Source organism: Variovorax sp. JS1663, assembly GCF_002157355.1.
Taxonomy (GTDB): Bacteria; Pseudomonadota; Gammaproteobacteria; order Burkholderiales; family Burkholderiaceae_C; genus Variovorax.
On sequence record NZ_LYMK01000020.1, the window covers coordinates 86,790 to 106,330 of the forward strand.

22 protein-coding genes, 1 other RNA gene and 1 riboswitch are annotated in these 19,541 nt (G+C 70.5%); of the genes, 14 read left to right on the forward strand and 9 right to left on the reverse strand.

The window, feature by feature from the left end; translation table 11 throughout:
• Window positions 1–115: 115 nt before the first annotated feature.
• Window positions 116–1,030, forward strand: a complete 915-nt coding sequence (locus tag A8M77_RS18030) for a LysR family transcriptional regulator (RefSeq protein ID WP_086922880.1) — start codon at window positions 116–118, stop codon at window positions 1,028–1,030.
• Between the two features lie 10 nt (window positions 1,031–1,040).
• On the opposite strand, the gene A8M77_RS18035 is transcribed toward A8M77_RS18030, so the two are convergent.
• The 8 genes from A8M77_RS18035 to A8M77_RS18070 form a co-directional block, all read right to left on the reverse strand.
• Complete coding sequence (locus A8M77_RS18035) at window positions 1,041–2,057, reverse strand: aminotransferase class I/II-fold pyridoxal phosphate-dependent enzyme (protein WP_086922881.1); 1,017 nt, start codon at window positions 2,055–2,057, stop codon at window positions 1,041–1,043.
• Window positions 2,054–3,049 carry an adenosylcobinamide-phosphate synthase CbiB gene (gene cbiB, locus A8M77_RS18040; protein WP_086922882.1) on the reverse strand — a complete coding sequence of 332 codons (996 nt, stop codon included), beginning with the start codon at window positions 3,047–3,049 and terminating at the stop codon, window positions 2,054–2,056. The genes A8M77_RS18035 and cbiB overlap by 4 nt, the downstream gene beginning before the upstream one ends.
• 1 nt (window position 3,050) lies before the next feature.
• Window positions 3,051–3,620 (reverse strand): cob(I)yrinic acid a,c-diamide adenosyltransferase, encoded by a 570-nt coding sequence (cobO, locus tag A8M77_RS18045; protein WP_086922883.1) that lies wholly within the window; start codon window positions 3,618–3,620, stop codon window positions 3,051–3,053.
• 165 nt (window positions 3,621–3,785) lie between these two features.
• Window positions 3,786–4,574, reverse strand: a complete 789-nt coding sequence (locus tag A8M77_RS18050) for an ABC transporter ATP-binding protein (RefSeq protein ID WP_086922884.1) — start codon at window positions 4,572–4,574, stop codon at window positions 3,786–3,788.
• Window positions 4,571–5,578, reverse strand: a complete 1,008-nt coding sequence (locus tag A8M77_RS18055; protein ID WP_086922885.1) for a FecCD family ABC transporter permease — start codon at window positions 5,576–5,578, stop codon at window positions 4,571–4,573. The genes A8M77_RS18050 and A8M77_RS18055 overlap by 4 nt, the downstream gene beginning before the upstream one ends.
• Window positions 5,575–6,438, reverse strand: coding sequence for an ABC transporter substrate-binding protein (locus A8M77_RS18060; RefSeq protein WP_086922886.1), 864 nt, complete (start codon window positions 6,436–6,438; stop codon window positions 5,575–5,577). The genes A8M77_RS18055 and A8M77_RS18060 overlap by 4 nt, the downstream gene beginning before the upstream one ends.
• Entirely contained in the window at window positions 6,435–7,019 is a 585-nt protein-coding gene (gene cobU / locus A8M77_RS18065) for a bifunctional adenosylcobinamide kinase/adenosylcobinamide-phosphate guanylyltransferase (protein WP_238136865.1), read from the reverse strand. Before cobU ends, A8M77_RS18060 begins: the two co-directional genes overlap by 4 nt.
• Window positions 7,001–8,881, reverse strand: coding sequence for a TonB-dependent receptor domain-containing protein (locus A8M77_RS18070; protein ID WP_238136866.1), 1,881 nt, complete (start codon window positions 8,879–8,881; stop codon window positions 7,001–7,003). The genes cobU and A8M77_RS18070 overlap by 19 nt, the downstream gene beginning before the upstream one ends.
• 79 nt (window positions 8,882–8,960) lie before the next feature.
• Window positions 8,961–9,197: riboswitch (cobalamin riboswitch) on the reverse strand.
• A gap of 39 nt (window positions 9,198–9,236) precedes the next feature.
• Between A8M77_RS18070 and A8M77_RS18075 the strand changes: the two genes are divergently transcribed.
• The 9 genes from A8M77_RS18075 to A8M77_RS18105 all read left to right on the forward strand — a co-directional run bounded on the left by A8M77_RS18075 (window position 9,237) and on the right by A8M77_RS18105 (window position 14,538).
• Window positions 9,237–9,476 carry a DUF904 domain-containing protein gene (locus A8M77_RS18075; RefSeq protein ID WP_086922887.1) on the forward strand — a complete coding sequence of 80 codons (240 nt, stop codon included), beginning with the start codon at window positions 9,237–9,239 and terminating at the stop codon, window positions 9,474–9,476.
• On the forward strand, window positions 9,473–9,832 hold the full coding sequence (locus A8M77_RS18080) for a cell division protein ZapA (RefSeq protein ID WP_086922888.1): 360 nt from the start codon (window positions 9,473–9,475) through the stop codon (window positions 9,830–9,832). Before A8M77_RS18075 ends, A8M77_RS18080 begins: the two co-directional genes overlap by 4 nt.
• A 42-nt stretch (window positions 9,833–9,874) precedes the next feature.
• A non-coding RNA gene (gene ssrS, locus A8M77_RS37440) (6S RNA) lies at window positions 9,875–10,053 on the forward strand.
• A 52-nt stretch (window positions 10,054–10,105) separates the two neighbouring features.
• Window positions 10,106–10,921, forward strand: a complete 816-nt coding sequence (locus A8M77_RS18085; RefSeq protein WP_086922889.1) for a sulfite exporter TauE/SafE family protein — start codon at window positions 10,106–10,108, stop codon at window positions 10,919–10,921.
• Between the two features lie 106 nt (window positions 10,922–11,027).
• Window positions 11,028–11,453: a universal stress protein gene (locus A8M77_RS18090; protein WP_086922890.1), complete on the forward strand. Its 426-nt coding sequence runs from the start codon at window positions 11,028–11,030 to the stop codon at window positions 11,451–11,453.
• Between the two features lie 118 nt (window positions 11,454–11,571).
• Window positions 11,572–13,200 (forward strand): FAD-dependent oxidoreductase, encoded by a 1,629-nt coding sequence (locus A8M77_RS18095; protein WP_086922891.1) that lies wholly within the window; start codon window positions 11,572–11,574, stop codon window positions 13,198–13,200.
• Entirely contained in the window at window positions 13,197–13,526 is a 330-nt protein-coding gene (locus A8M77_RS18100) for a 4Fe-4S binding protein (protein ID WP_086922892.1), read from the forward strand. Before A8M77_RS18095 ends, A8M77_RS18100 begins: the two co-directional genes overlap by 4 nt.
• 38 nt (window positions 13,527–13,564) lie before the next feature.
• Window positions 13,565–13,909 (forward strand): hypothetical protein, encoded by a 345-nt coding sequence (locus A8M77_RS36870; RefSeq protein ID WP_238136868.1) that lies wholly within the window; start codon window positions 13,565–13,567, stop codon window positions 13,907–13,909.
• The gene (locus A8M77_RS18105; protein ID WP_337590021.1) at window positions 13,873–14,538 is read left to right on the forward strand and encodes a hypothetical protein; all 666 of its coding nucleotides are present in this window, start codon (window positions 13,873–13,875) and stop codon (window positions 14,536–14,538) included. The genes A8M77_RS36870 and A8M77_RS18105 overlap by 37 nt, the downstream gene beginning before the upstream one ends.
• 1 nt (window position 14,539) lies before the next feature.
• Here A8M77_RS18105 and A8M77_RS18110 read toward each other — a convergent pair whose 3' ends face one another.
• The gene (locus A8M77_RS18110) at window positions 14,540–15,490 is read right to left on the reverse strand and encodes a helix-turn-helix domain-containing protein (protein WP_086922893.1); all 951 of its coding nucleotides are present in this window, start codon (window positions 15,488–15,490) and stop codon (window positions 14,540–14,542) included.
• A gap of 161 nt (window positions 15,491–15,651) precedes the next feature.
• Here A8M77_RS18110 and A8M77_RS18115 point away from each other — a divergent pair, with 161 nt between their 5' ends.
• The 4 genes from A8M77_RS18115 to A8M77_RS18130 all read left to right on the forward strand — a co-directional run bounded on the left by A8M77_RS18115 (window position 15,652) and on the right by A8M77_RS18130 (window position 19,519).
• Window positions 15,652–16,701 carry a carbon-nitrogen hydrolase family protein gene (locus tag A8M77_RS18115; protein ID WP_086922914.1) on the forward strand — a complete coding sequence of 350 codons (1,050 nt, stop codon included), beginning with the start codon at window positions 15,652–15,654 and terminating at the stop codon, window positions 16,699–16,701.
• 16 nt (window positions 16,702–16,717) lie between these two features.
• On the forward strand, window positions 16,718–17,776 hold the full coding sequence (locus A8M77_RS18120) for a phenylacetaldoxime dehydratase family protein (RefSeq protein ID WP_086922894.1): 1,059 nt from the start codon (window positions 16,718–16,720) through the stop codon (window positions 17,774–17,776).
• A 142-nt stretch (window positions 17,777–17,918) separates the two neighbouring features.
• Complete coding sequence (locus A8M77_RS18125; protein ID WP_086922895.1) at window positions 17,919–18,980, forward strand: hypothetical protein; 1,062 nt, start codon at window positions 17,919–17,921, stop codon at window positions 18,978–18,980.
• Window positions 18,977–19,519, forward strand: coding sequence for a hypothetical protein (locus tag A8M77_RS18130; RefSeq protein WP_143694645.1), 543 nt, complete (start codon window positions 18,977–18,979; stop codon window positions 19,517–19,519). The genes A8M77_RS18125 and A8M77_RS18130 overlap by 4 nt, the downstream gene beginning before the upstream one ends.
• Window positions 19,520–19,541 lie beyond the last annotated feature (22 nt).

Here is a 19,541-nt window from a genome sequence, read left to right on the forward strand (position 1 = left end):
AACGGCCCCACAAACCCCACTCTGTTTCCAATCGACTAACAATGGCCTAAGACGGGGCATGCAAGAATCCCGCCCCGCCCCAGAGATGGGCGGGTTTTCCCCAGGAGCACCATAAATGGATCAGATCCAGGCCATGCGGATCTTCGTCCGCGTCGTGGAAGCCGGCACCTTCACCCGTGCCGCGGACTCGCTCGGACTGCCCAAGGGCACGGTCACCAAGCAGATCCAGGCGCTGGAGTCGCGCCTGCACGTCAAGCTGCTGAACCGGACCACGCGGCGCGTCACGGTCACGCCCGACGGCGCCGCCTACTACGACCGCACCGCCCGGCTGCTCAACGATTTCGACGACATCGAGGCGAGCATGACCAACGCGCAGGCCAACCCGACCGGGCGGCTGCGCATCGACGTGGGCTCCTCGACGGCGCGCATGATCATCCTGCCGGCGCTGGCCGGCTTCTGCGACCGCTATCCCGACATCCAGGTGGACCTGGGCGTGAGCGACCGGCCGGTGGACCTGATCAGCGACAACGTGGACTGCGTGATCCGCGCCGGCGACCTGACCGACCAGTCGCTGGTGGCACGGCGCATCGGCTCGCTGGATTTCGTGACCGTGGCCTCGCCGGCCTACGTCAAGCGCTACGGCATGCCCCAGCATCCCAGCGACCTGGAGAAGCGCCATCACGTGGTGAGCTACTTCGCGGCCGGCTCGCGCCGGATCTACCCGCACGAGTTCAGCAAAGGCGAGGAGCACATCGAGATCTCGGGGCCCTACCGCGTCTCGGTCAACGAGGCCAACGCCCACCTGGCCGCCGTGCTCGGCGGCTTCGGCATCTCGCAGTGCGTCGGCTTCATGGCCGATCCGCACATCGAGAGCGGCGAGCTGGTCCGGCTGCTGCCGGACTGGACGCGCGAGCCGCTGCCGGTGCACGTGGTGTACCCGCCCAACCGGCACCTGAGCGCCAAGGTGCGGGTGTTCGTGGATTGGGCGGCGGACCTGTTCTCGAGGAATCCGGCGCTGCAGCGACGCTGAGCGCTTCCCTTCAGGCCATCGCGCGCCAGGCCTGCCCCAGCGCGGCCTGGCTGGCGTGCGGCAGCACGCCCAGGCGCACATGGCCCGGCAGGCCGAAGGAAGCGGTGTCGCGCAACTGGATGCCGGCTGCGCGCAGCGGGGCCGCCCGCGGCGTATAGGGCGCCTCGGGGCGCGCACAGAAGTAGTTGGCGACGCTTGGCAGCACGGACCAGCCCAGCGATTCGCACAGGGCCTGCTGGGCGTGCTTCCATTCGCGCAGGCGGTCGAGGCTGTGCGCGAGCCAGTCCTGCGTTTCGGCGCGGGTCCACGCGTCGAGCAGCGCCACACCATGTGCGCCCAGCGGCCAGGACGGCGCGAGCCGGTCGAGCCGCGCAACCATGCCGGCAGCCTCGCGCGGCGCGATCGCATAGGCCGCGCGGATGCCGGTCAGGCCCAGCGCCTTGTTGGGTGTCCACAGCTGCCAGACATGGTCCCGCTGCACAGGATCGAGGTCCAGGCTGGCTTCAAGACGCAGCGGCTCGTAGGCCAGGTCGAGCACGCAGGTGGACGCGTCGGTCAAGGCGGCCACGCGCTGGGCCAGGCCGGGTTGCGCCTGGCCCAGCGGGCTGGACGGATCGCAGCACCAGACCAGCGCGTCGCCGTCTGCCATGTCGGGCCCGCGCTTCACCTCGAGTCCCCAGGCGAGCGCCGCGCGCTCGCAATCGCCATAGCTGTGCGCCGGCAGCCAGGCCGCGCGGCCGCCCTGCTGCGCGACCGCCGCGGTGATCCGCACGATGAATTCACTGGCACTCGCGGCGATCACGATGCGCGCCGGCGCCACGCCGTGGAAGCGGCCCAGCGTCTCGCGCAGTGCCGTGTAGCGTGGATCGGGATAGCGGCTGGCGTCGGCCTCCCGCAGCGCGCGCCAGGCGACGGGACACGGGCCGCAGGCATTGGCGTTGGTCGAGAAGTCATGCGGCGCCGCGCCCCGGGCATCGGGTCCGCCGTGCCGGGCCGGCTCGTCATCGGGTTCCCGCGATGCATTCATGCTCGATGCCATGCTGCCAGAGCGACAAGCCCCGCAGCCGCCATGAGGGTCATCAAGCCCACCGCCCTGCCGCCCAGCGCCGCGGCATGCCGGGTGTCGGCGGCCGCCGCCTCGCGCCCCGCCGCGTTCAGCACGTAGACCCCGGGCTTGGCCAGCCGCACGCCCAGCCGCAGCGCCATGGCGGCCATGGGCCAGCCGCTGTTCGGCGAAGGGGTCCGCGCGGCCTCGCGCCGCGCCGCGGCGAGCCCGGGCGGCCACAGCAGCAGTGCCGTCAGGCGCGCCGGCAGCCAGGACAGGACATCGTCCGCCCGCGCGGCCCACTTGCCGGCCCATTCCCAGACACGGCCATCGCGCACGCCGCGGTAGCCCCACATCGCATCGGCCGTGTTGGCGAAGCGGTAGAGCACGGCGCCGGGCAGTCCCAGCAGCAGGAACCAGAAAAGGGGCGCGATCACCGAGTCGTTGAGGTTCTCGGCCAGCGACTCGATGGCGCTCTCGCGCACCTGGCCTTCGTCGAGCAGCCGCACGTCGCGGCTCACCAGGCGCGCGAGCTGGTCGCGGCCTTCGTCGAGGGAGCGGGCCAGCGCGGCCTCGACTGCGAGCACCTCGTCGCGCAGCATGCGCCAGGCGAGCAAGGGCTTGAGGGCCAGGGCCAGGACCACGGCCTGGGCCCAGGCCGGCAGGCGGGCCGCCACCAGGGCCACGAGACAGCCAAGGGAGACGGCCCCGGCCGCACCCGCGCACCACGCCAGCATGCCGGCTGCGAAAGGCCGGACCCTGCGGGATGTCGATGCATCGGTCCGCGGTGCAACGCGCCGGCCGGCCCAGGCGAGGTAGTGCCCCATCCACACCACGGGGTGCCAGCGCGCGCGCGGCTCGCCGAACCAGCGGTCGATGGACAGGGCCAGGCACAGGGATGCGGCGTGGACAAGGGCCGTGCTGCCCCCACCCCAGCCCTCCCCCAGAGGGGGAGGGAGCCAGAACGGGGACATGTCAGTCTTCGATGCCGCGCTGCGCGGGAATGCCCGCCTGGAAGGCGTGCTTGACCATCTTCATCTCGGTCACGGTGTCGGCCAGCTCGACGATCTCCGGCGGGCAGCGGCGGCCGGTCAGCACCACGTGCACCTCGCGCGGCCGCGCGCGCAGGGTCTCGAGCACGCCCTCGAGCGGCAGCCAGCCATAGATCAGCGGATAGGTGATCTCGTCCAGCACCACCAGGAAGTGCTCGTCCGAGAGGATCGCCGCCCTTGCCTTCTCCCAGCCATCGCGCGCGAGCTGCGCGGAGCGCTCCAGGTCCTGGCTCTTCCAGCTGAAGCCGTCGCCGAGGCCCTCGATGGGAATGCCGATCTGCTCGAACATGCGGTGCTCGCCGAAGCGCGCGCTCGGCACCTTCATGAACTGGAAGATCTTCACCGGCTTGCCGCGCCCGTGCGCGCGCAGCGCCAGGCCGAATGCTGCCGTGCTCTTGCCCTTGCCATCGCCGGTGTGAACGATCACGAGGCCGCGGCGCTCGCCTTCGGGCTTCTCGTACGGCTTCTCGGTGGGCGGGGTTTCGATCTGCATCTTGTCTTTCTCAGTTGCTTCACCGCGCTTCGCGCGACCCGCGACGCATGATGCGTGCACGGACATTCGGGGAACACCGCGGAACCGGCTTTGCCGGGCCGCTGGTGTTGCCCCCGGTGAGGGGGTTGGCGGACCACACGAAGTGGGGGAGCCTGGGGGAGAGCGTCATTTCGGGATGGCGATCCACTGGCCGGCCACGCGGTGCACGACGACCCGGCCGTCGAACACCGACTCCAGCGCCTGGTGGCTCGCGGGGTCGTTGCAGCGGCCATGGTGCAGCACGCGGCCGCCGGCCATCACGACCATCGCGTCGGCCGCCAGCGCGACGTTGAGTTCGTGCAGCACGCTGACCACCGTTCGGCCCTGTTTCACCAGCGAGCGCGCGAGCGCGATCCAGTCGGCCTGGTGCGGCGGGTCCAGGTTGGCCAGCGGCTCGTCCATCAGCAGCAGCTCGGCCTCGACGGCCAGTGCGCGCGCCAGCAGCACGCGCTGCCGCTCACCACCGGACAGCTGGCCGAGGGGCCGCTCGCGCCACTCCCAGGCCTGCGTGCTGCGCAGCGCGTGCTCGACCGCGGCCCGGTCGGCCGGGCCCGGCGCTGCCAGCCAGCGCTGGTGCGGCAGGCGGCCGAGCATGGCCACGTCGTAGACCATCAGGTCGTCGGCGCTGCCCTCGCCGGCCCCACCCTGCCCCAGCCAGGCGAGCCGGCGCGCCCGGGCGCGCGCGCCCAGCCCGGCCAGCGGCTGGCCATGCAGACGCACCTCGCCACGATGGGCCAGCAGGCCGGCCAGCACCTTGAGCAGCGTGGACTTGCCGGCGCCGTTGGGGCCGACGATGCTGGTCCACTGGCCGGCGGTCAGCGCGAGGTCGATGCCGTGCAGCACCTCGGCGTCGCCCAGCGCGGCGCTGACCTGGCGCGCCTCCAGCGCCACCCCGTGCAGCAGCTGCCGCGTCATCGCCAGGCTCCGCGCGCGCTGCGCCGGTGCATGAGCCACAGCAGGTAGCTGCCACCGAGCACCGCGGTCAGCACGCCCACCGGCAGCTCCTGCGGCGCGATCAGCCAGCGCGCCAGCAGGTCCGCCGCCATCAGCAGCAGCCCGCCCATGGCGGCGGACAGCACGATCAGCCGGGCATGCGTGGTCTTCACCGCCGAGCGCACCAGGTGCGGCGCCGCCAGGCCGACGAAGGCGATCAGCCCGGTCTGCGCCACCGCGGCGCCGGTGGCCAGGGCCAGCACCGCCACCAGCGCCGCCCGCATCGCGGGCAGCGGCAAGCCCAGGCTGCTGGCGGTGGCCTCGCCGAGCGCCAGGCCGTCCAGCACCGGCGCCAGCATCCAGGCGAGCAGCAGGCAGGCGACGCCGAGCACGCCCATGACCCCGCAGGCGCCCCATCCGACCAGGCCGGTGCTTCCGAGCATGAAGCCTTGCAGGGCCTGCAGGATGTCGGCCGAGGCGATGCTGATCAGGTCCTTGGCAGCGCCCAGCACCACGCCGACGATCACCCCGGCCAGCAGCAGGCGCAGCGTCTGCTGCACGCCGCGCGCAAGCAGAAGGGTCAAGAGCACCGCCAGCACCGCGCCGAGGAAGGCGGCGCCGGTCAGGCCCAGGCGCACCACCCATTCGGTGCTGGTCGGCGAGACGCCGAAGAGGGTCAGCGCGATGGCCACGCCCAGCGAGGCGCCCGAGGCGCTGCCCAGCAGGTACGGGTCGGCCAGCGGATTGCGGAACAGCCCCTGCGCCACCGCGCCGGCCAGGCCGAGCAGCGCGCCGGCCAGCCAGGCGCCCATGGTGCGCGGCAGGCGGATGTCCCACACGATCTGCCACGCGACCGGGTCGCTGCCCGCAGCGAGCACGCTTTCGAAGCCGGTGCTGCCGATGCCCGCGCCGAGCGCCAGCAGCCCGGCGCCCGACAGGAGCAGCACCAGCCCCAGCGCGAGCGCGCGCCGATACTCGCTCTTCAACCCGTGCCTCCACGCGCTTTCTGCTGCAGGCAGCGGACCATCAGCTGGGCGGCCTCCCCCATGCGCGGGCCCGGCCGCACCAGCACGTCGGCTTCGTCGGCCGTGAATCGGCAGATCCGGCCTTCGCGCACGGCGCGGATGCCGCCCCAGCCCGGGCGCTGCTCCAGCCCCTGCGCGCTGCGCACGCTGACCATGATCAGGTCGGGGTCGGCGCGCACCACGTACTCGGGGTTGAGCTTGGGAAAGGGGCCCATCGAGGCCGGCACGATGTTCTTCACCCCGAGGCGCGTGAGGGTCTCGCCGATGAAAGAGCTCTCGCCGGCCGCGTAGACCGCGTTGTTGATCTCGAAGTAGACCCGCGTGCGCGCAACGGATGCAGGCAGTGACATGGCCGCCGCGGAGACGCTGGCGTCGATGTCGCGCCAGACACGCTGCGCATCCGGCGTGCCCAGCACCTGGCCCAGCGCGTCGAGCACGCGCCGCATGTCCTCATGGTTCTTGGGCTCGAGCACCAGCACCTTCAGACCCAGCGCCTCTAGCCGCTGCGTGACGCGCGAGGACCGCGCGAGCAATACCACGTCGGGCTTGAGCGCGACGACGGCTTCCACGTTCGGGTCGATGCCACCGCCCATCTGCGGCAGCGCGCGCACCGAGTCGGGCCAGTTCGAGTAGCGATCCACGCCCACCAGGCGATCGCAGGCGCCCAGCGTGCAGATCGATTCGGTCAGCGAGGGCAGCAGCGTCACGATGCGCTGCGGCGGCCGCGGCAGTTCCACCCGCACGCCGCGCTCATCGGTCACGACGTAGGCCTGCGCGGCGAAGGCCAGCGCGGCCAGCAGCCCGGCGAACAGGCGCTTCATGAAGGCTCCTTCAGGGAAAGCGGCAGGCCGGCCGCCATCAGGGTCACGCGCTCGCAGGCCGCCGCCACCGCCTGGTTGAGACGGCCCAGGGCGTCGACATAGGCGCGCACCTCGCGGCCCATCGGGATCACGCCCAGCCCGATCTCGTTGCTCACCAGCACCACCGGGCCGCGCACGTCGTGCAGGGCGTGCAGCAGCGCGGCCTGCGCCGTCTCGGCGTCGTGGGGCGCGGCGTCGGCAGTGGCCGGCATCAGCAGCTCGGTCAGCCAAAGGGTCAGGCAATCGACCAGCACCAGCGTGCCGGGCTCGCTGTGCCGGGCCAGCGCCGCGCCGAGGCGGAGGCTTTCCTCCACCGTGGCGAGGGCCGGCACGCGCAGCGCCCGGTCGGCGCGGTGGCGGGCGATGCGCGCGCGCATCTCCTCGTCGTGCGCCGTCGCGGTCGCGATCAGCACGGCCCGGTGCGACGGCGCGAGCGCCAGCCATTCGGCCGCGCACTGCTCGGCACGCCGCGACTTGCCGCTTCGCTGCCCGCCGAGGATCAGCTCGCGGCGGACGGTGGGCTTCAGGACTTCGGTTGCCACCGCAGGGTCAGGTAGAGGGAGCGTCCACGCTGGTTGTAGCCAGCAACGGTTTCGTAGGTGACATCGTTGAGGTTGGTGAGGCGGGCCTGCACCGTCCAGTCCTTCGCGACCCTGTACTCCCCATAGAGATCGACCGTGGTGAAGTTGCCGAGCTTGATCGTGTTGAGCGTATCGTCGAAGCGCCGTCCCACATGCAATGCCGAGGCGCCGAATTTCCACGGACCTACAGCGTAGTCGATCCCGACCGAGGCCTGGTTCTTGGCGCGCCGCGGCAGTTGCTTGCCGGTGCCCTCGTTGCGCGGGTCGAGCGAGTCGACACTGGCGCGAAGCGTCCATGGGTCGAACTGGCCCTCGTAGCCCAGGGTCCAGCCCTCGATGCGGGCCCGCGGAATGTTCTCGGGGCGCGTGGCATTGGTGATGAAGCCGCGGATCTTGTTGTCATAGCGCACCAGCTTCACGCTGTGGCCGTCCTGGCTCCAGGTGATGCCCACGTCGGTGTTCTTGCCTTCCTCCGGTTGCAGCGCCGTGTTGCCGAAGCTCGGGAAGTAGAGCTGGTTGAAGGACGGCGCCACGAAGCTGGTGCCGTGCGAGACATTGACGCGCCAGTTCGGCGCGATGCGGTAGCCGTAGCCCGCGAACCAGGTGTTGTTGTGGCCGAACTGCGAGTTGCGGTCGTAGCGGGTGTTGAGCTGCCAGGTGTGGTCGCCGGCATTGCCGTTCAGGCCGACGAAGGCCGAGTCGATGTCACGCTTGTTGACCGTGTAGCGGGTGTCGCTGTTCACCTCCTGCACGCGGCGCTCCAGGCCGGCGACCACGGTGCCGATCGGCGTCGCGATGTCGTTCTGCCACAGGTACTGGTCCTGCGTGGTCTCGAACAGGCCCGGCAGGTTGAATGTCGAGGCAACGATGTTGCGCGTGTAGTCCTCGCTGCGCCCATAGCGCAGCTGCGTGTTCCAGTTCGACATCACCTTGCCGCTCACGCCGATGTAGGCGAGCTGTGTGCGCACCCGGCCGCGGGTGTCGCGGCCCGGGCCGTCGTCGTAGTGGTTGAGGCCCTCGGCATACAGCAGGCCGGAATCGATCTTCCAGTCGGGGTTGATCTGGAAGCCGAACGACGCGTTGAGGGCGCTCTGGAGGAAAGGGTCGCGGTCGGCGTTGAAGTTGCCGAAGGGCACGCGGCGATTGGTGGCCGAGAAGCCCTTGTCGATCGTGCGCGAGGCGTCGAGCGAGTAGGTGAAGGGCCCCGAGGCGCCGGTGAAGCCGCCGGTGATCTGCTTGTAGCCTTCGCTGCCGATGGTGGTGGAGGCGCGCGGGCTGAACAGGGACTCGCCCGGCCGGGCCTTGCGCGTGAAGATCTGCACCACGCCGCCCACGCCTTCGCTGCCGTACAGCGCCGAGGCCGGGCCCTTGACCACTTCGATGCGCTCGATCATCTCCACCGGAATGTTGTCCCACACCGGCGTGCCCAGCGTGGCGGAGCCGTAGCGCACGCCGTCGATCAGCAGGATGGTGTGGCGCGCCTCGGCACCGCGGATGAACACGCTGCTGGCCTTGCCCGCCCCGCCGTTGGACGTGATCTGCACGCCGGCCACGCGCTGCAGGATCTCCGGCAGCGTGCGGTTGGCCTGCTGCTCGATCTGCGCACGGTCGATGACCACGGTGTCCGACACCAGCTCGTCGGCGCGCGTGGGCGTCCGGGTGGCGGTCACGACGGTTTCGCCAAGTGCCGGGGCGCCCTGCGCGAACGCAAGGCCCGGCACGGCGGCCAGGCCGCCGAGGGCTGCGGCGATCGAAACAAGCAGGGGACGGGGACGCGGCGCGGCACGGCCGGCATGCGCAGGAAGAACGCGGGAAATCATCATGGAACACAGGAGTTCAACGTCCGCCACCGGCCTCCCCGCCAGTGCTTGGACCTCATGGCGTCTCGCCTGCTCGCGCAGGCGGCACGCCGCCTCGTTGGCCGGTATCCGGGCTGGCAGCGCATCCCTCGCCGCCTTCCCAGGTGCCTGTTTCAGGGCGCCCAGTGGCCTGTTGACGAGAGTGGCACACGAGGTGCCGGCTGCTTGACCGTTGCGGGGGCAGCGCAGGCTGGCTGGGCCCGATGGGCTTCGACTCCTGCTTCCCGTTGAACTGCGCCGCGTGAACCACGGCGCGAGCACCAACGCGGCGGATTTTAGTTGTAAACCCGGGAACTTCCGGAAACTACAATCGCGACCCATGCCTGCACCCAGCCGTATTGAACAGATCGCCGAACGTGTCGAGCGCCTGCTCGTACGCCATGAGGAAGTGCAGCGCACCAACGCGTTGCTGCAGGACCAGGTGAATGCGCTCACGCGCGAGCGCGATGCGCTCAAGTCGCGCCTGGCCGCCGCGCGCACCCGGCTTGATGCACTGCTCGAGCAGTTGCCGGCCGATCCCTCCCAAGACGCCTCGACGTCCAACAACCATCATCGATGAAGCAGATCGAAGTGCAGATCATGGGCCAGAGCTACCTGCTTGGCTGCCCCGAAGGCGGCGAACCGCAACTGCGCGAGGCCGTCGAGCGCGTCGACGCCGCCATGTGCAAGATCCGCGATGCGGGCAAGGTCAAGGCGCGCGACCGCATCGCGGTGCTGGCCTCGCTGAACCTGGCCTTTGACCTGGCCCAGCGCGAGGCCTCCCTCGCCAGCGCCCAGCCCGCCCCCGCGGCGGTCGCACCAGTCGCACCCGCCCCGTCCGCGGGCACCGGGAACGACGACGTCGGCGACGCCCGGGCCTCCCAATTGATCCAGCGCCTCGACCAGGCTTTGGCTGGTGACGGCCATCTGCTTTGAATGTCAAGTCTCCCGCGGAATGCGCGGGGCGCGTAAAATCGAACGGGTCTGCGGTGCTGGTCAGGCTTTAATTTCCTTGAACCAATGCTCCTTGGAGCAGGGCTTGGTATATCGCTTGGCGGGTGTGATCATCTCGCGTCAGATGAACCCGAAGCCTTGCTGCCCTCGCCCACCTGAACCCCGGTTCAGGACGCGAGTCTGGCCCCACTCGCAGACACCTATTCCAGGCCACGGCCCCGCCATCGGGGCCGTGGCTTTTTTCCGAGGACCCCGATGACGATCGACCCCTTGCTGGTCGCCGAGCTCGCCCTGCTGGGCGTCGGCACCGGTTTTCTCGCCGGCCTGCTGGGCATCGGCGGCGGCATGCTGATGGTGCCTTTCATCACCATCATCCTGGGTCATCGCGGGGTGTCATCCGACCTGGCCGTGAAGATGGCAATCGCCACCTCGATGGCCACGATCATCTTCACCTCCATCTCCAGCGTGCGCGCGCACCACAAGCGCGGCGCGGTGCGCTGGGACATCGTCACGCGCCTGGCGCCCGGCATCGTGATCGGCAGCCTGGCGGGCAGCCTCGGCGTGTTCGCGCTGCTCAAGGGCCAGGCGCTGGCCATCATCTTCGGGCTCTTTGTCGGCTTTTCGGCCACGCAGATGTTCCGCAACAAGAAGCCCGAGCCCTCGCGCCAGATGCCCGGCACCGCCGGCCAGCTCGCGGCCGGCGGCTCGATCGGTTTCGTCTCGGGGCTGGTGGGCGCGGGCGGCGGCTTCATCAGCGTCCCTTTCATGACCTGGTGCAACGTCGCCATCCACAACGCGGTGGCCACCAGCGCGGCCCTGGGTTTCCCGATCGCCGTGGCCAACGTGGCCGGCTACGTCGCGAGCGGCCGGGCGGTGCAGAACCTGCCGGCCGGATCCGTGGGCTACATCTGGCTGCCGGCGCTGGCGGTGATCGCGGTCTGCAGCTTCCTGACTGCCCCCATGGGCGCGAAGGCGGCGCACAGCCTGCCGGTGGCCAAGCTCAAGCGCGTGTTCGCCAGCGTGCTGTACGCGCTGGCCGCCTACATGCTCTGGAAGGGCCTGCACGGCTGAGCATGGCCCCCGGGCCGCATAGGCTTCTCCACGATCGGGACGCGGCCCCGTATAAGCTCGGGCTGCGGCAGCGTCGCCGCGCTCCTGACACACAGAGAGGCAGTGCATGAAGATCCTGATCGCCGTGGACGGCAGTACCCATACCCGCAAGGCTCTCGACTATCTGGTGACCCATCGCGGCATGTTCGTCGAGGGGAATGAGCTGGTGGTGGTGCACGTGACCACCGGCGTTCCCGGCCACGTGACCCGCCACCTCAGCCGCGATCTGGTGGAAGGCTACTACACGGAGGAAAGCGCCAAGGTGATCGACCCGGTCAAGGCCTTCCTCGCCGAGAAGGGCATCGCCAACTACCGCGTCGAGGCGCGCCACGGGCATGCCGCCGAGGAGATCCTGAAGACGGCCAATGCGGCTGGCGTCGAGATGATCGTGATGGGCACCCATGGCCACGGCATCTTCGGACGCGCGCTGATGGGCTCGGTGGCGACCAAGGTCGTCGCGGAGACGGACATCTCGGTCCTGCTGGTCCAGTAGCAGCGCCGCCTGCGCGGAGCGCTGCGCAAAGCGCATATCCATCCGCGCATTCCTTCTTTGTGCCGCGCGCGCCGCGTTGGTACGGTCGCTGCTCTTTGCAACGAGGGCAACGACCATCATGGGCGCAAGAGATTTCGAGGGACAGGCGCTGTCGGGCGCCGAGGGTTCCAGCCGGCACGAAGCAGACGTGCTGGTGATCGGCGGCGGGCCGGCCGGCACCTGGGCCGCGGTGAGCGCGGCGGCGCGCGGCGCGCGCGTGGTGCTGGCCGACAAGGGTTTCTGCGGCACCTCGGGCGCCACCGCGCCCTCCGGTACCGGACTGTGGCATGTCTCCCCCGAAGGCTCGGCGCGCGAGGAGGCCAAGGCCAGCCGCTACGCGATGGGCGGGCAACTGGCCGAGCATGCCTGGATGGACCGCGTGCTCGCCCAGACCTGGGCCAACGTCGAGCGCCTGAAGGAATGGGGCTACCCCTTCCCGGTCGACGAAGAGGGCGAGCTGCGCTGCACCTCGCTGCAGGGCCCCGAATACATGCGGCTGATGCGCAAGCAGGCCAAGGCCTCGGGCGTGCGCATCCTCGACCACAGCCCCGCACTCGAGCTTTTGGTGGACGAGCACGGCACCGTGTGCGGCGCCGCTGGCGTGAACCGCCAGCGCGGCGACAGCTGGGTGGTGCGCGCCGGCGCGGTGGTGATCGCCACCGGCGGCTGCGCCTTTCTCAGCAAGGCGTTGGGCTGCAACGTGCTGACGGGCGACGGCCAGCTGATGGCCGCCGAGGTGGGCGCCGCGCTCTCGGGCATGGAGTTCTCCAATGCCTACGGCCTGGGACCGGCGTTCTCCTCCGTCACCAAGTCGCTGTTCTACAACTGGGCCACCTTCTACGACCGCGAGGGCCGGGCGATCGAGGGTGCGGGCTCCTCGCGCGGGCGCAGCGTGATCGCGCAGACGCTGCAGACGCAGCCGGTGCTCGCCTGCCTGGACCGCGCCGACGCGCAGATCCGCGCCTGGATGCGCACGGCGCAGCCGAACTTCTTCGTCTCCTTCGACCGCCAGGGCATCGATCCCTTCACGCAGCACTTCCCGGTCACGCTGCGGCTGGAGGGCACGGTGCGCGGCACCGGCGGACTGCACCTCGTCGACGAACACTGCGCCACCACCGTACCCGGCCTCTACGCCGCGGGCGACGCCGCCACGCGCGAGCTGATCTGCGGCGGCTTCACCGGCGGCGGCAGCCACAACGCTGCCTGGGCCCTGTCCTCCGGCTTCTGGGCCGGCGCCGGCGCGGCCGACTTCGGCGTGCAGGCGCGCGCCCTGTCGCGCCAGCAGACCGTGCGGCGTGCGGGCGGCGTGGGTCTCGCCACCCGCGGCGCCACGCCCATCGACAGCCAGGCGGTGGTGCGCGCGGTGCAGGCCGAGGTCTTTCCCTACGAGCGCAACTGGTTCCGCGAAGGCGGCGTCCTGGAGGACTCGCTGGCGCGGCTCGACGCCCTGTGGGAGCGCCTGCGTGCCGCCGCGCCGGCCGCCGGCGCCGCCGAGGCCATGCGCGCCCGCGAGGCCGCCGCCATGCTGGCGACCGCCCGCTGGATGTACACCAGCGCCCTCTGGCGCACCGAGACGCGCGGCATGCACCGCCGGCGCGAGCACCAGGCCCAGGACCCGGCGCAGCGCCATCGCCTGCTCAGCGGCGGGCTGGACCGGGTCTGGGTGCAGCGCCACGCCGTGCGCGAGAACGAGGAGGCCTTGGCATGATCGAGCTCGTCAGCACCGCGCGCTGCACCGCCTGCAACATCTGCGTCAGCGCCTGCCCGACCAACGTGTTCGAGGCCGTGCCCGACGCGCCGCCGCGCATCGCGCGCCAGGAAGACTGCCAGACCTGCTTCATGTGCGAGCTCTACTGCCCCGAGGACGCGCTCTACGTCGCGCCGATCGCCGACGGCAGCGCGGTGGTCGACGAGGCCGAACCCGCCACGGCCGCGCTGATGGGCAGCTACCGCAGCGCGATCGGCTGGGGCCGCGGCCGGCAGTCCACCGCCTCGGCCGATGCCAGCTTCGAACTGCTGCGGCGGGCGCATTGAGCATGAGCCCCCCGCCCGGCCGCTCCGAAGGTACTCCCATGCCCCTCTCCCCATCCAGCCCCGTACGCCGCCGGCTCCTGCGCACCGCCCTCGCCGGTGCCGCCGCCTGCGCCCTGCCCGCCTTCGCCCAGGGCACGCCGCCCGTGCTGCGGCTCGGCTACATCGGCCCGGCGAAGAAGCCGGCCACCGCCACCGGCTGGGCGCTGCGCGAAGGCCACCTGCTGCGCGAACTGGCGCCGCTGGGCATCCGCGAGATCGCGACGCGCAACTTCCCCAACGGCCGGACCTCAACGAGGCCTTTCTCTCCGGCGCGCTCGACGTCGGCATCTACGGCGACACGCCGGCGGTGGTGGCGCGATCGCGCGGCCTGGATGCGCGGCTGATCGGCTTCGACTCCGTCGGCATGAACGTCTGGCTGCTCACGCCCCGCGGCGGCGCGCGCAGCGTGAAGGCGCTCGAGGGCCAGGCCATCGGCGTGGCGCGCGGCTCCTACATGCACCGCTACGTTCTGGGCCTGCTCAAGGAGCAAGGCCTGCAGCAGTCCGTCAAGGTGATCCACATGTTCCCGCGCGACGGGGAGGCGGCACTGGACCAGGGCTCGATCGCCGCCTTCGCCGCGCAGATCGACGTCGGCCCCCTGCTCGCCTCGCGCGGCTACCCGGTGATCGACGAGGCGCGCCACCATCCGCACCTGCGCGGCAGCTCGGTGATCGTGGCCTCGCAGAAGCTGCTGGCCGCCGCACCGGCGCTACCGGCCGCCTGGACGCGCGCCCGGCGCCGCGCCCTGGCCGAGATGCGACAGGACAGCGAGCGCTACTACGCCTTTCACGCCGAAGTCAGCGGCTTCCCGCTGGAGGTGGTGAAGGTCTCGCACCCGCTCGGCCAGTTTCCGGAGACCGCCTTTCCCGCCGAGGGGCTGGCGCTGCTCGACGAGGTCAAGCGCTTCCTGCTGGCCGAGAAGCTGGTCGCCCAGGACTTCGCGTTGGCGCAGTGGCGAGCAGGGGAAGCCTGAATCAGGTCTGCCGCCAGGCGCGTGGCGAGCAGCCGAAGCGCTCCCGGAACGCCCGGCTGAAATGCGCCGCGTCGTTGAAGCCGCTGGCGAAGGCGATCTCGGCCACCGTACGGCCGGCCAGGCGCGGATCGCGCAGGTCGCGGCTGCACGCTTCCAGGCGGCGCTCCCAGATGTACTGCGCGGGCGTCAGCGGATCGCTGCCGAAGACGCGATGGACCTGGCTCACCGACAGGCCCAGCCGCGCCGCCACGCTGCTCACGGACAGGGAAGGATCGCCGAGCTGCTCGTCGATGCAGCGCTTGATGCGTGCGAGGTGAAAGGCGGCGAGCTGGCTCAGTCCCGGCGCATGCGCCGCCGGCAGCGTCTGCAACCCGGCCACCAGGATGTTCAGCACGCCGTTGGCCACCGCCAGGGCGGAGGCCGGCTGCAGCATGTCGATGTCCTCGCGCAGCGTGCGGATCATGCTGATCAGCAGATGGCCCGCGCCCTCGCGGCCGGAGACAGTGGTGGCCGTCAGCGCCTGGGTGTCGCGCAGCTCGCTGCGAAGCCGCTCGCCGGGGAGCTTGAGCACGATCTGCTCGAAGTCGTCGTCGAAGAGCAGCTGGTAGGGCCGCGTGCTGTCGTAGAGCGCGAAGTCGCCGACCGAGAGCACCGCATCGCGCCCGTCCTGCCGCACCACGCCCTGGCCGGCGGTCTGGATGCCCACCAGGAAGTAGTCGTCCGTCCCGCGAGCGATGTGGCCGGGCGTGCGCATCACGCTCTGCGCGCCCGAACGCACCACCGACACGTCGAGGCTGGGCAGGCTGTGGCGGCGGATGCTGCCTTCGAAGGTGGCCGCGCGGGCGCCGCGCACCGGATCGCAACCGAGCTGCACGTAGACGTTGCAGATCATGTCGGTCCAGTAGGCGAGCCGCTGGTCGCGCGGAACGGCATCGGTGCTGAGCACTTGCATGGTGGGCGCTTGGTGATGCGACGCTGGAACAAGAACGCCGCGACATCCGGGCAAGAGGATTTCAGGTCGCGAACTTACGCTGGAAGCAACCCGCATGCCACAGCGCTAACCCGATGCGCGGCGGCGTGCGGCGCCCTTCGTTCAACGCTTCGGAGCCCACCATGTCCAGCAAGACCCATCCCCGCCTTCGCGTCGCCGCGGTGCAGGCCGCACCCGTGTTTCTCGACCTCGACGGCACCCTCGACAAGACCATCGACCTGATGGCCCAGGCCGCCGGCCAGGGCGTCAAGCTCATTGCCTTCCCGGAAACCTGGGCGCCCGGCTACCCCTGGTGGATCTGGCTCGACTCGCCCGCCTGGGGCATGCAGTTCGTGCAGCGCTACCACGACAACTCGCTGGTGGTCGGCTCGCCCGAGTTCGACCGCATCCGCGAGGCGGCGCGCAAGCATGGGATCTGGGTCTCGCTGGGCTACAGCGAGAAGGCGGCCGGCAGCCTCTACATCGCGCAGGCGCTGATCGACGACCAGGGCCGCACGGTGCAGACGCGCCGCAAGCTCAAGCCCACGCACGTCGAGCGCACGGTCTTCGGCGAGGGCGACGGCTCGGACCTGGCCGTGTGCGAGACGGCGATCGGCAACGTCGGCTCGCTCTCCTGCTGGGAGCACCTGCAGCCCCTCAGCAAGTACGCGATGTACGCGCAGAACGAGCAGATCCACTGCGCCGCGTGGCCCAGCTTCTCGCTCTACCGCGGCGCGGCCTACGCGCTCGGGCCGGAGGTCAACAATGCCGCCAGCCAGATCTACGCCGCCGAGGGCCAGTGCTTCGTCATCGCGCCCTGCGCCACCGTCTCCCCGGCGATGAGCGAGCTGCTGTGCACCGACCCGGGCAAGCAGCAGATGCTGCGGGTGGGCGGCGGCTTCGCCCGCATCTACGCACCGGACGGATCGCCGCTGGGCACGCCCCTGCCCGAGGACCAGGAAGGGCTGGTGGTCGCGGACATCGACCTGGGCATGATCTCCCTGGCCAAGGCGGCGGCCGACCCGAGCGGACACTATGCGCGGCCCGACGTGACGCGGCTGCTGCTCGACAGGACGCGCCGCCAGCCGGTGGTGTTCCGGCAGCCGTCGGAGGCCGAGCCCGCCTCCCCCGAGACGGTGGTCGCCAGCCCCGAGCCGGCCGCCACGCCGGCGCGCCAGCCCATCGCGGCTTGAGGACGGGGGGCGCGCCATGGAATCCGCCATCGCCGAGCACCTGAAATGCCCGCGCACGCGACACCGCCGCATCGAGGACGACTACGCGCCGCCCTACCCCGCCTGGTCGGCACGCGCACCCCAGGGGGTCGGGCAGGTGGTCATGGGCTTCTTCGGCGTGCAGTCGCGCGGCCGCGAGATGCAGGGCCGCGCCTGCGCCGCGCTGCTGGAGATCGCGCGCGGCTTCACGCGGGCGGACGGCCCCGGGCATCACGACCTCGCGCATCACGTCGATGCCGATGGCTACGACAACATGATCGCGATCGCCTACTGGGACGACCCCCAGCGCTTCGAACGCTGGAGCGCCACGCCCGGGATCGACGCCTGGTGGCAATCCGACGAGCGGCTGTCCGACGGCATCGGCTACTTCCGCGAGATCGCCCTGCCGCGCAGCGAGCGCTACGAAACCCTGTTCAACACGCCGGACCGGCTCGAGGGCATCGGCGTGGTGATGGGCGGCGTCAGCAGCGACATCCAGGAACACGCCTACTGGGGCTCGATGCGCGACCGCATCCCGCTGTCGCAGACCGACGCGATGGCGCCCGCGGGCACGCGCACCGTCCTGGCCGGCCGGTCGGCACCGGGCCAGCGCGTACGCGTCGGCGGCCATCAAAACATCGCGATGATCCGTTCCGGCCAGGAGTGGACCGACACCCAGGGCCAGGAGCGCAAGCTCTACCTCGAGGAGATGGAGCCGGTGCTGCACGAGGGCATGGACTTCCTGCGCGACCAGGGCCTTGGCATCGGCTGCTACAGCAACCGCTACATGCAGCACCTCGATCCCACCGGCGCGCCCCTGCAGAAGTCCTTCGGCCTGAGCTTCTGGCGCTCGCTGGCCGACATGGAACGCTGGGCCGAATCGCACCCGACGCACGTGGCGATCTTCGGCAGCTTCATGCGCTACGTGCAGGCGCTGAACTTCCAGCTGCAGCTGCGCGTGTACCACGAGGTCTCGGTGCTCAAGCCGGACGAGCAGCGCTACGAGTACATCAACTGCCACCCGCGCACGGGGCTGCTCAACGGACTGTCCGTCTGAGCCGGCCGGCGTCTTGAGCACACGAACTAATTCCTTAGCACCGGAAAAAATTTCAGCCCCGGCAGGGAATACCGCGCTCCTCCCCATCGGCGAACGCGAATAATCGCGACCGTCAAAAAACCATCTCAAGGGAGGAGATGTCATGAAGGTGTTCCATGCCGCCGCACTGTCGGCGGGGTTGATGCTTGTGCTCGCGGGCTGTGCCCGCATGCCCCTGACCCAGCCCGTGAAGAGCGACGTCCTGGCGGCCATGCAGCCCATGGACGTGAAGATCGGCGTCACGCAGTCCGAGCTGTATGCGAGCTTCGTCCGCTCCAATGCCGGCGCGGCCGGCGCCGCCGGATGCGGTGCCGTTCCAGGGATCGGCATTCTCCTGGCCGCGGCCTGCGGCGGCGCCTTCGGCGCGGTGGATGCCGGCGTCAACGCCCAGCGGGCGAAGGAAGCCGAGGAACGCGTGCGTCCGCTCAAGGACGAACTCGTCGACCTTGGCTTCGATCCACTGATGCGTGATTCGGTGCAGCAGTCGCTGACATCGTCGCCACGGATGCAACTGGCGGATCTGGCCGTGACCAAGTCCGTCAGCGACAAGGCCTACGAGGAGTTGTTCAAGGCGTCCACCTCGAATGCGGTGATGTTCGTCACGGTCGACTACCGCCTGTCGCCGGACTTCTCCGCGCTGGAACTGTCCGCGCGCAGCATGATCTATCCGCGCAGCCCTCAGGCGCGCACGGTGTCCGGCCTTCCGGCGACGGCGCAGACCCCTGCCCCGGGCAGCGCTGCCGAACCGGTGCTGGCGCCGAAAAATGCGGTGTACCGTGCCAGCATCCACTACCGCACGAGGCTGCCAGCGCCCGGCGCGGACATTCCGCAGAACGTCGCCACCTGGAAGGCCGACAACGCCCGGCTGCTGCGCGCGGCGCTGCACGGCGGCATTGACCAGGCCGCCCGCCTGCTGGCAGATGACCTGCAGCGCCAGACCGTTGCGGAGCCGATCGTGGCGGAAAAGTTCGACATCGCCATCGGCAACGGTGTCAGCGTCGGGGCCGACGTGATCCGACAGGACGACAGCGGCTCGCTGTACCGCGCGCCCGACGGGTCCCTGCACTTCCATGCAAGCCTGGAAGCTGCGGCGGCGGCCTTCGATGCCACCCGCACGGCGCGCGCCGCCGTCGCGACCTCGGCCACCAACGCCACGCCACGTTGAAGCGGCCGGCCTGTCATGCCGCTGCCCTGTGCATCGGGGTGGCGGTGCTGGCGCTCGCCGGTTGCGCCGCCGATCACGTTGCCGGCATTCCCAGGGCGGCTCATCCGAACTCAAGCCCCGTGGGCGCTCCCGCTCCCGCCTGCGCGTTCAACCTCGAAGACATCGAGGATCGCCGTGAGACGACGGAGCTGGGCCAGATGGGCCGCACGCGCATCGGCGGCGAAGGGTTCACCCGATGGTTCGCGGATGCCATGGCAGCGATGCCCGGCCACACCCACGAACGAACGACTCGAACGGTCAAGGTGACGGTTTTGAAGGCCTATATCCAGGGCCTCGCCACGCTGAAGTCGGCCCACCTCGTCGTCCGCGTGCAAAGCGCGCGGGAAGGAAAAGCATCGGATGCACGCATCTACCGTGGAGCCGACGCGAGCATGAACTGGGCAAACACCGAGGCCGAAATCCAGGAAGCCTTCGACCGCGCCCTGACCGACCTCACCGCCCAGATCGCCACGGACCTGCAGGCCTCGTGCAAGGGCTGAGGCCCGGCTGCCTGCCACGTCG

Coding starts and splice junctions, on each gene's coding strand:
- A8M77_RS18075 (WP_086922887.1), top strand. CDS start 9,237: ATGCCTGCACCCAGCCGTATTGAACAGATCGCCGAACGTGTCGAGCGC.
- A8M77_RS18090 (WP_086922890.1), top strand. CDS start 11,028: ATGAAGATCCTGATCGCCGTGGACGGCAGTACCCATACCCGCAAGGCT.
- A8M77_RS36870 (WP_238136868.1), top strand. CDS start 13,565: ATGCCCCTCTCCCCATCCAGCCCCGTACGCCGCCGGCTCCTGCGCACC.
- A8M77_RS18070 (WP_238136866.1), bottom strand. CDS start 8,881: ATGATGATTTCCCGCGTTCTTCCTGCGCATGCCGGCCGTGCCGCGCCG.
- A8M77_RS18110 (WP_086922893.1), bottom strand. CDS start 15,490: ATGCAAGTGCTCAGCACCGATGCCGTTCCGCGCGACCAGCGGCTCGCC.
- A8M77_RS18080 (WP_086922888.1), top strand. CDS start 9,473: ATGAAGCAGATCGAAGTGCAGATCATGGGCCAGAGCTACCTGCTTGGC.
- A8M77_RS18035 (WP_086922881.1), bottom strand. CDS start 2,057: ATGAATGCATCGCGGGAACCCGATGACGAGCCGGCCCGGCACGGCGGA.
- A8M77_RS18095 (WP_086922891.1), top strand. CDS start 11,572: ATGGGCGCAAGAGATTTCGAGGGACAGGCGCTGTCGGGCGCCGAGGGT.
- A8M77_RS18050 (WP_086922884.1), bottom strand. CDS start 4,574: ATGACGCGGCAGCTGCTGCACGGGGTGGCGCTGGAGGCGCGCCAGGTC.
- A8M77_RS18115 (WP_086922914.1), top strand. CDS start 15,652: ATGTCCAGCAAGACCCATCCCCGCCTTCGCGTCGCCGCGGTGCAGGCC.
- A8M77_RS18100 (WP_086922892.1), top strand. CDS start 13,197: ATGATCGAGCTCGTCAGCACCGCGCGCTGCACCGCCTGCAACATCTGC.
- A8M77_RS18030 (WP_086922880.1), top strand. CDS start 116: ATGGATCAGATCCAGGCCATGCGGATCTTCGTCCGCGTCGTGGAAGCC.
- A8M77_RS18125 (WP_086922895.1), top strand. CDS start 17,919: ATGAAGGTGTTCCATGCCGCCGCACTGTCGGCGGGGTTGATGCTTGTG.
- cbiB (WP_086922882.1), bottom strand. CDS start 3,049: ATGTCCCCGTTCTGGCTCCCTCCCCCTCTGGGGGAGGGCTGGGGTGGG.
- A8M77_RS18120 (WP_086922894.1), top strand. CDS start 16,718: ATGGAATCCGCCATCGCCGAGCACCTGAAATGCCCGCGCACGCGACAC.
- A8M77_RS18085 (WP_086922889.1), top strand. CDS start 10,106: ATGACGATCGACCCCTTGCTGGTCGCCGAGCTCGCCCTGCTGGGCGTC.
- cobO (WP_086922883.1), bottom strand. CDS start 3,620: ATGCAGATCGAAACCCCGCCCACCGAGAAGCCGTACGAGAAGCCCGAA.
- A8M77_RS18060 (WP_086922886.1), bottom strand. CDS start 6,438: ATGAAGCGCCTGTTCGCCGGGCTGCTGGCCGCGCTGGCCTTCGCCGCG.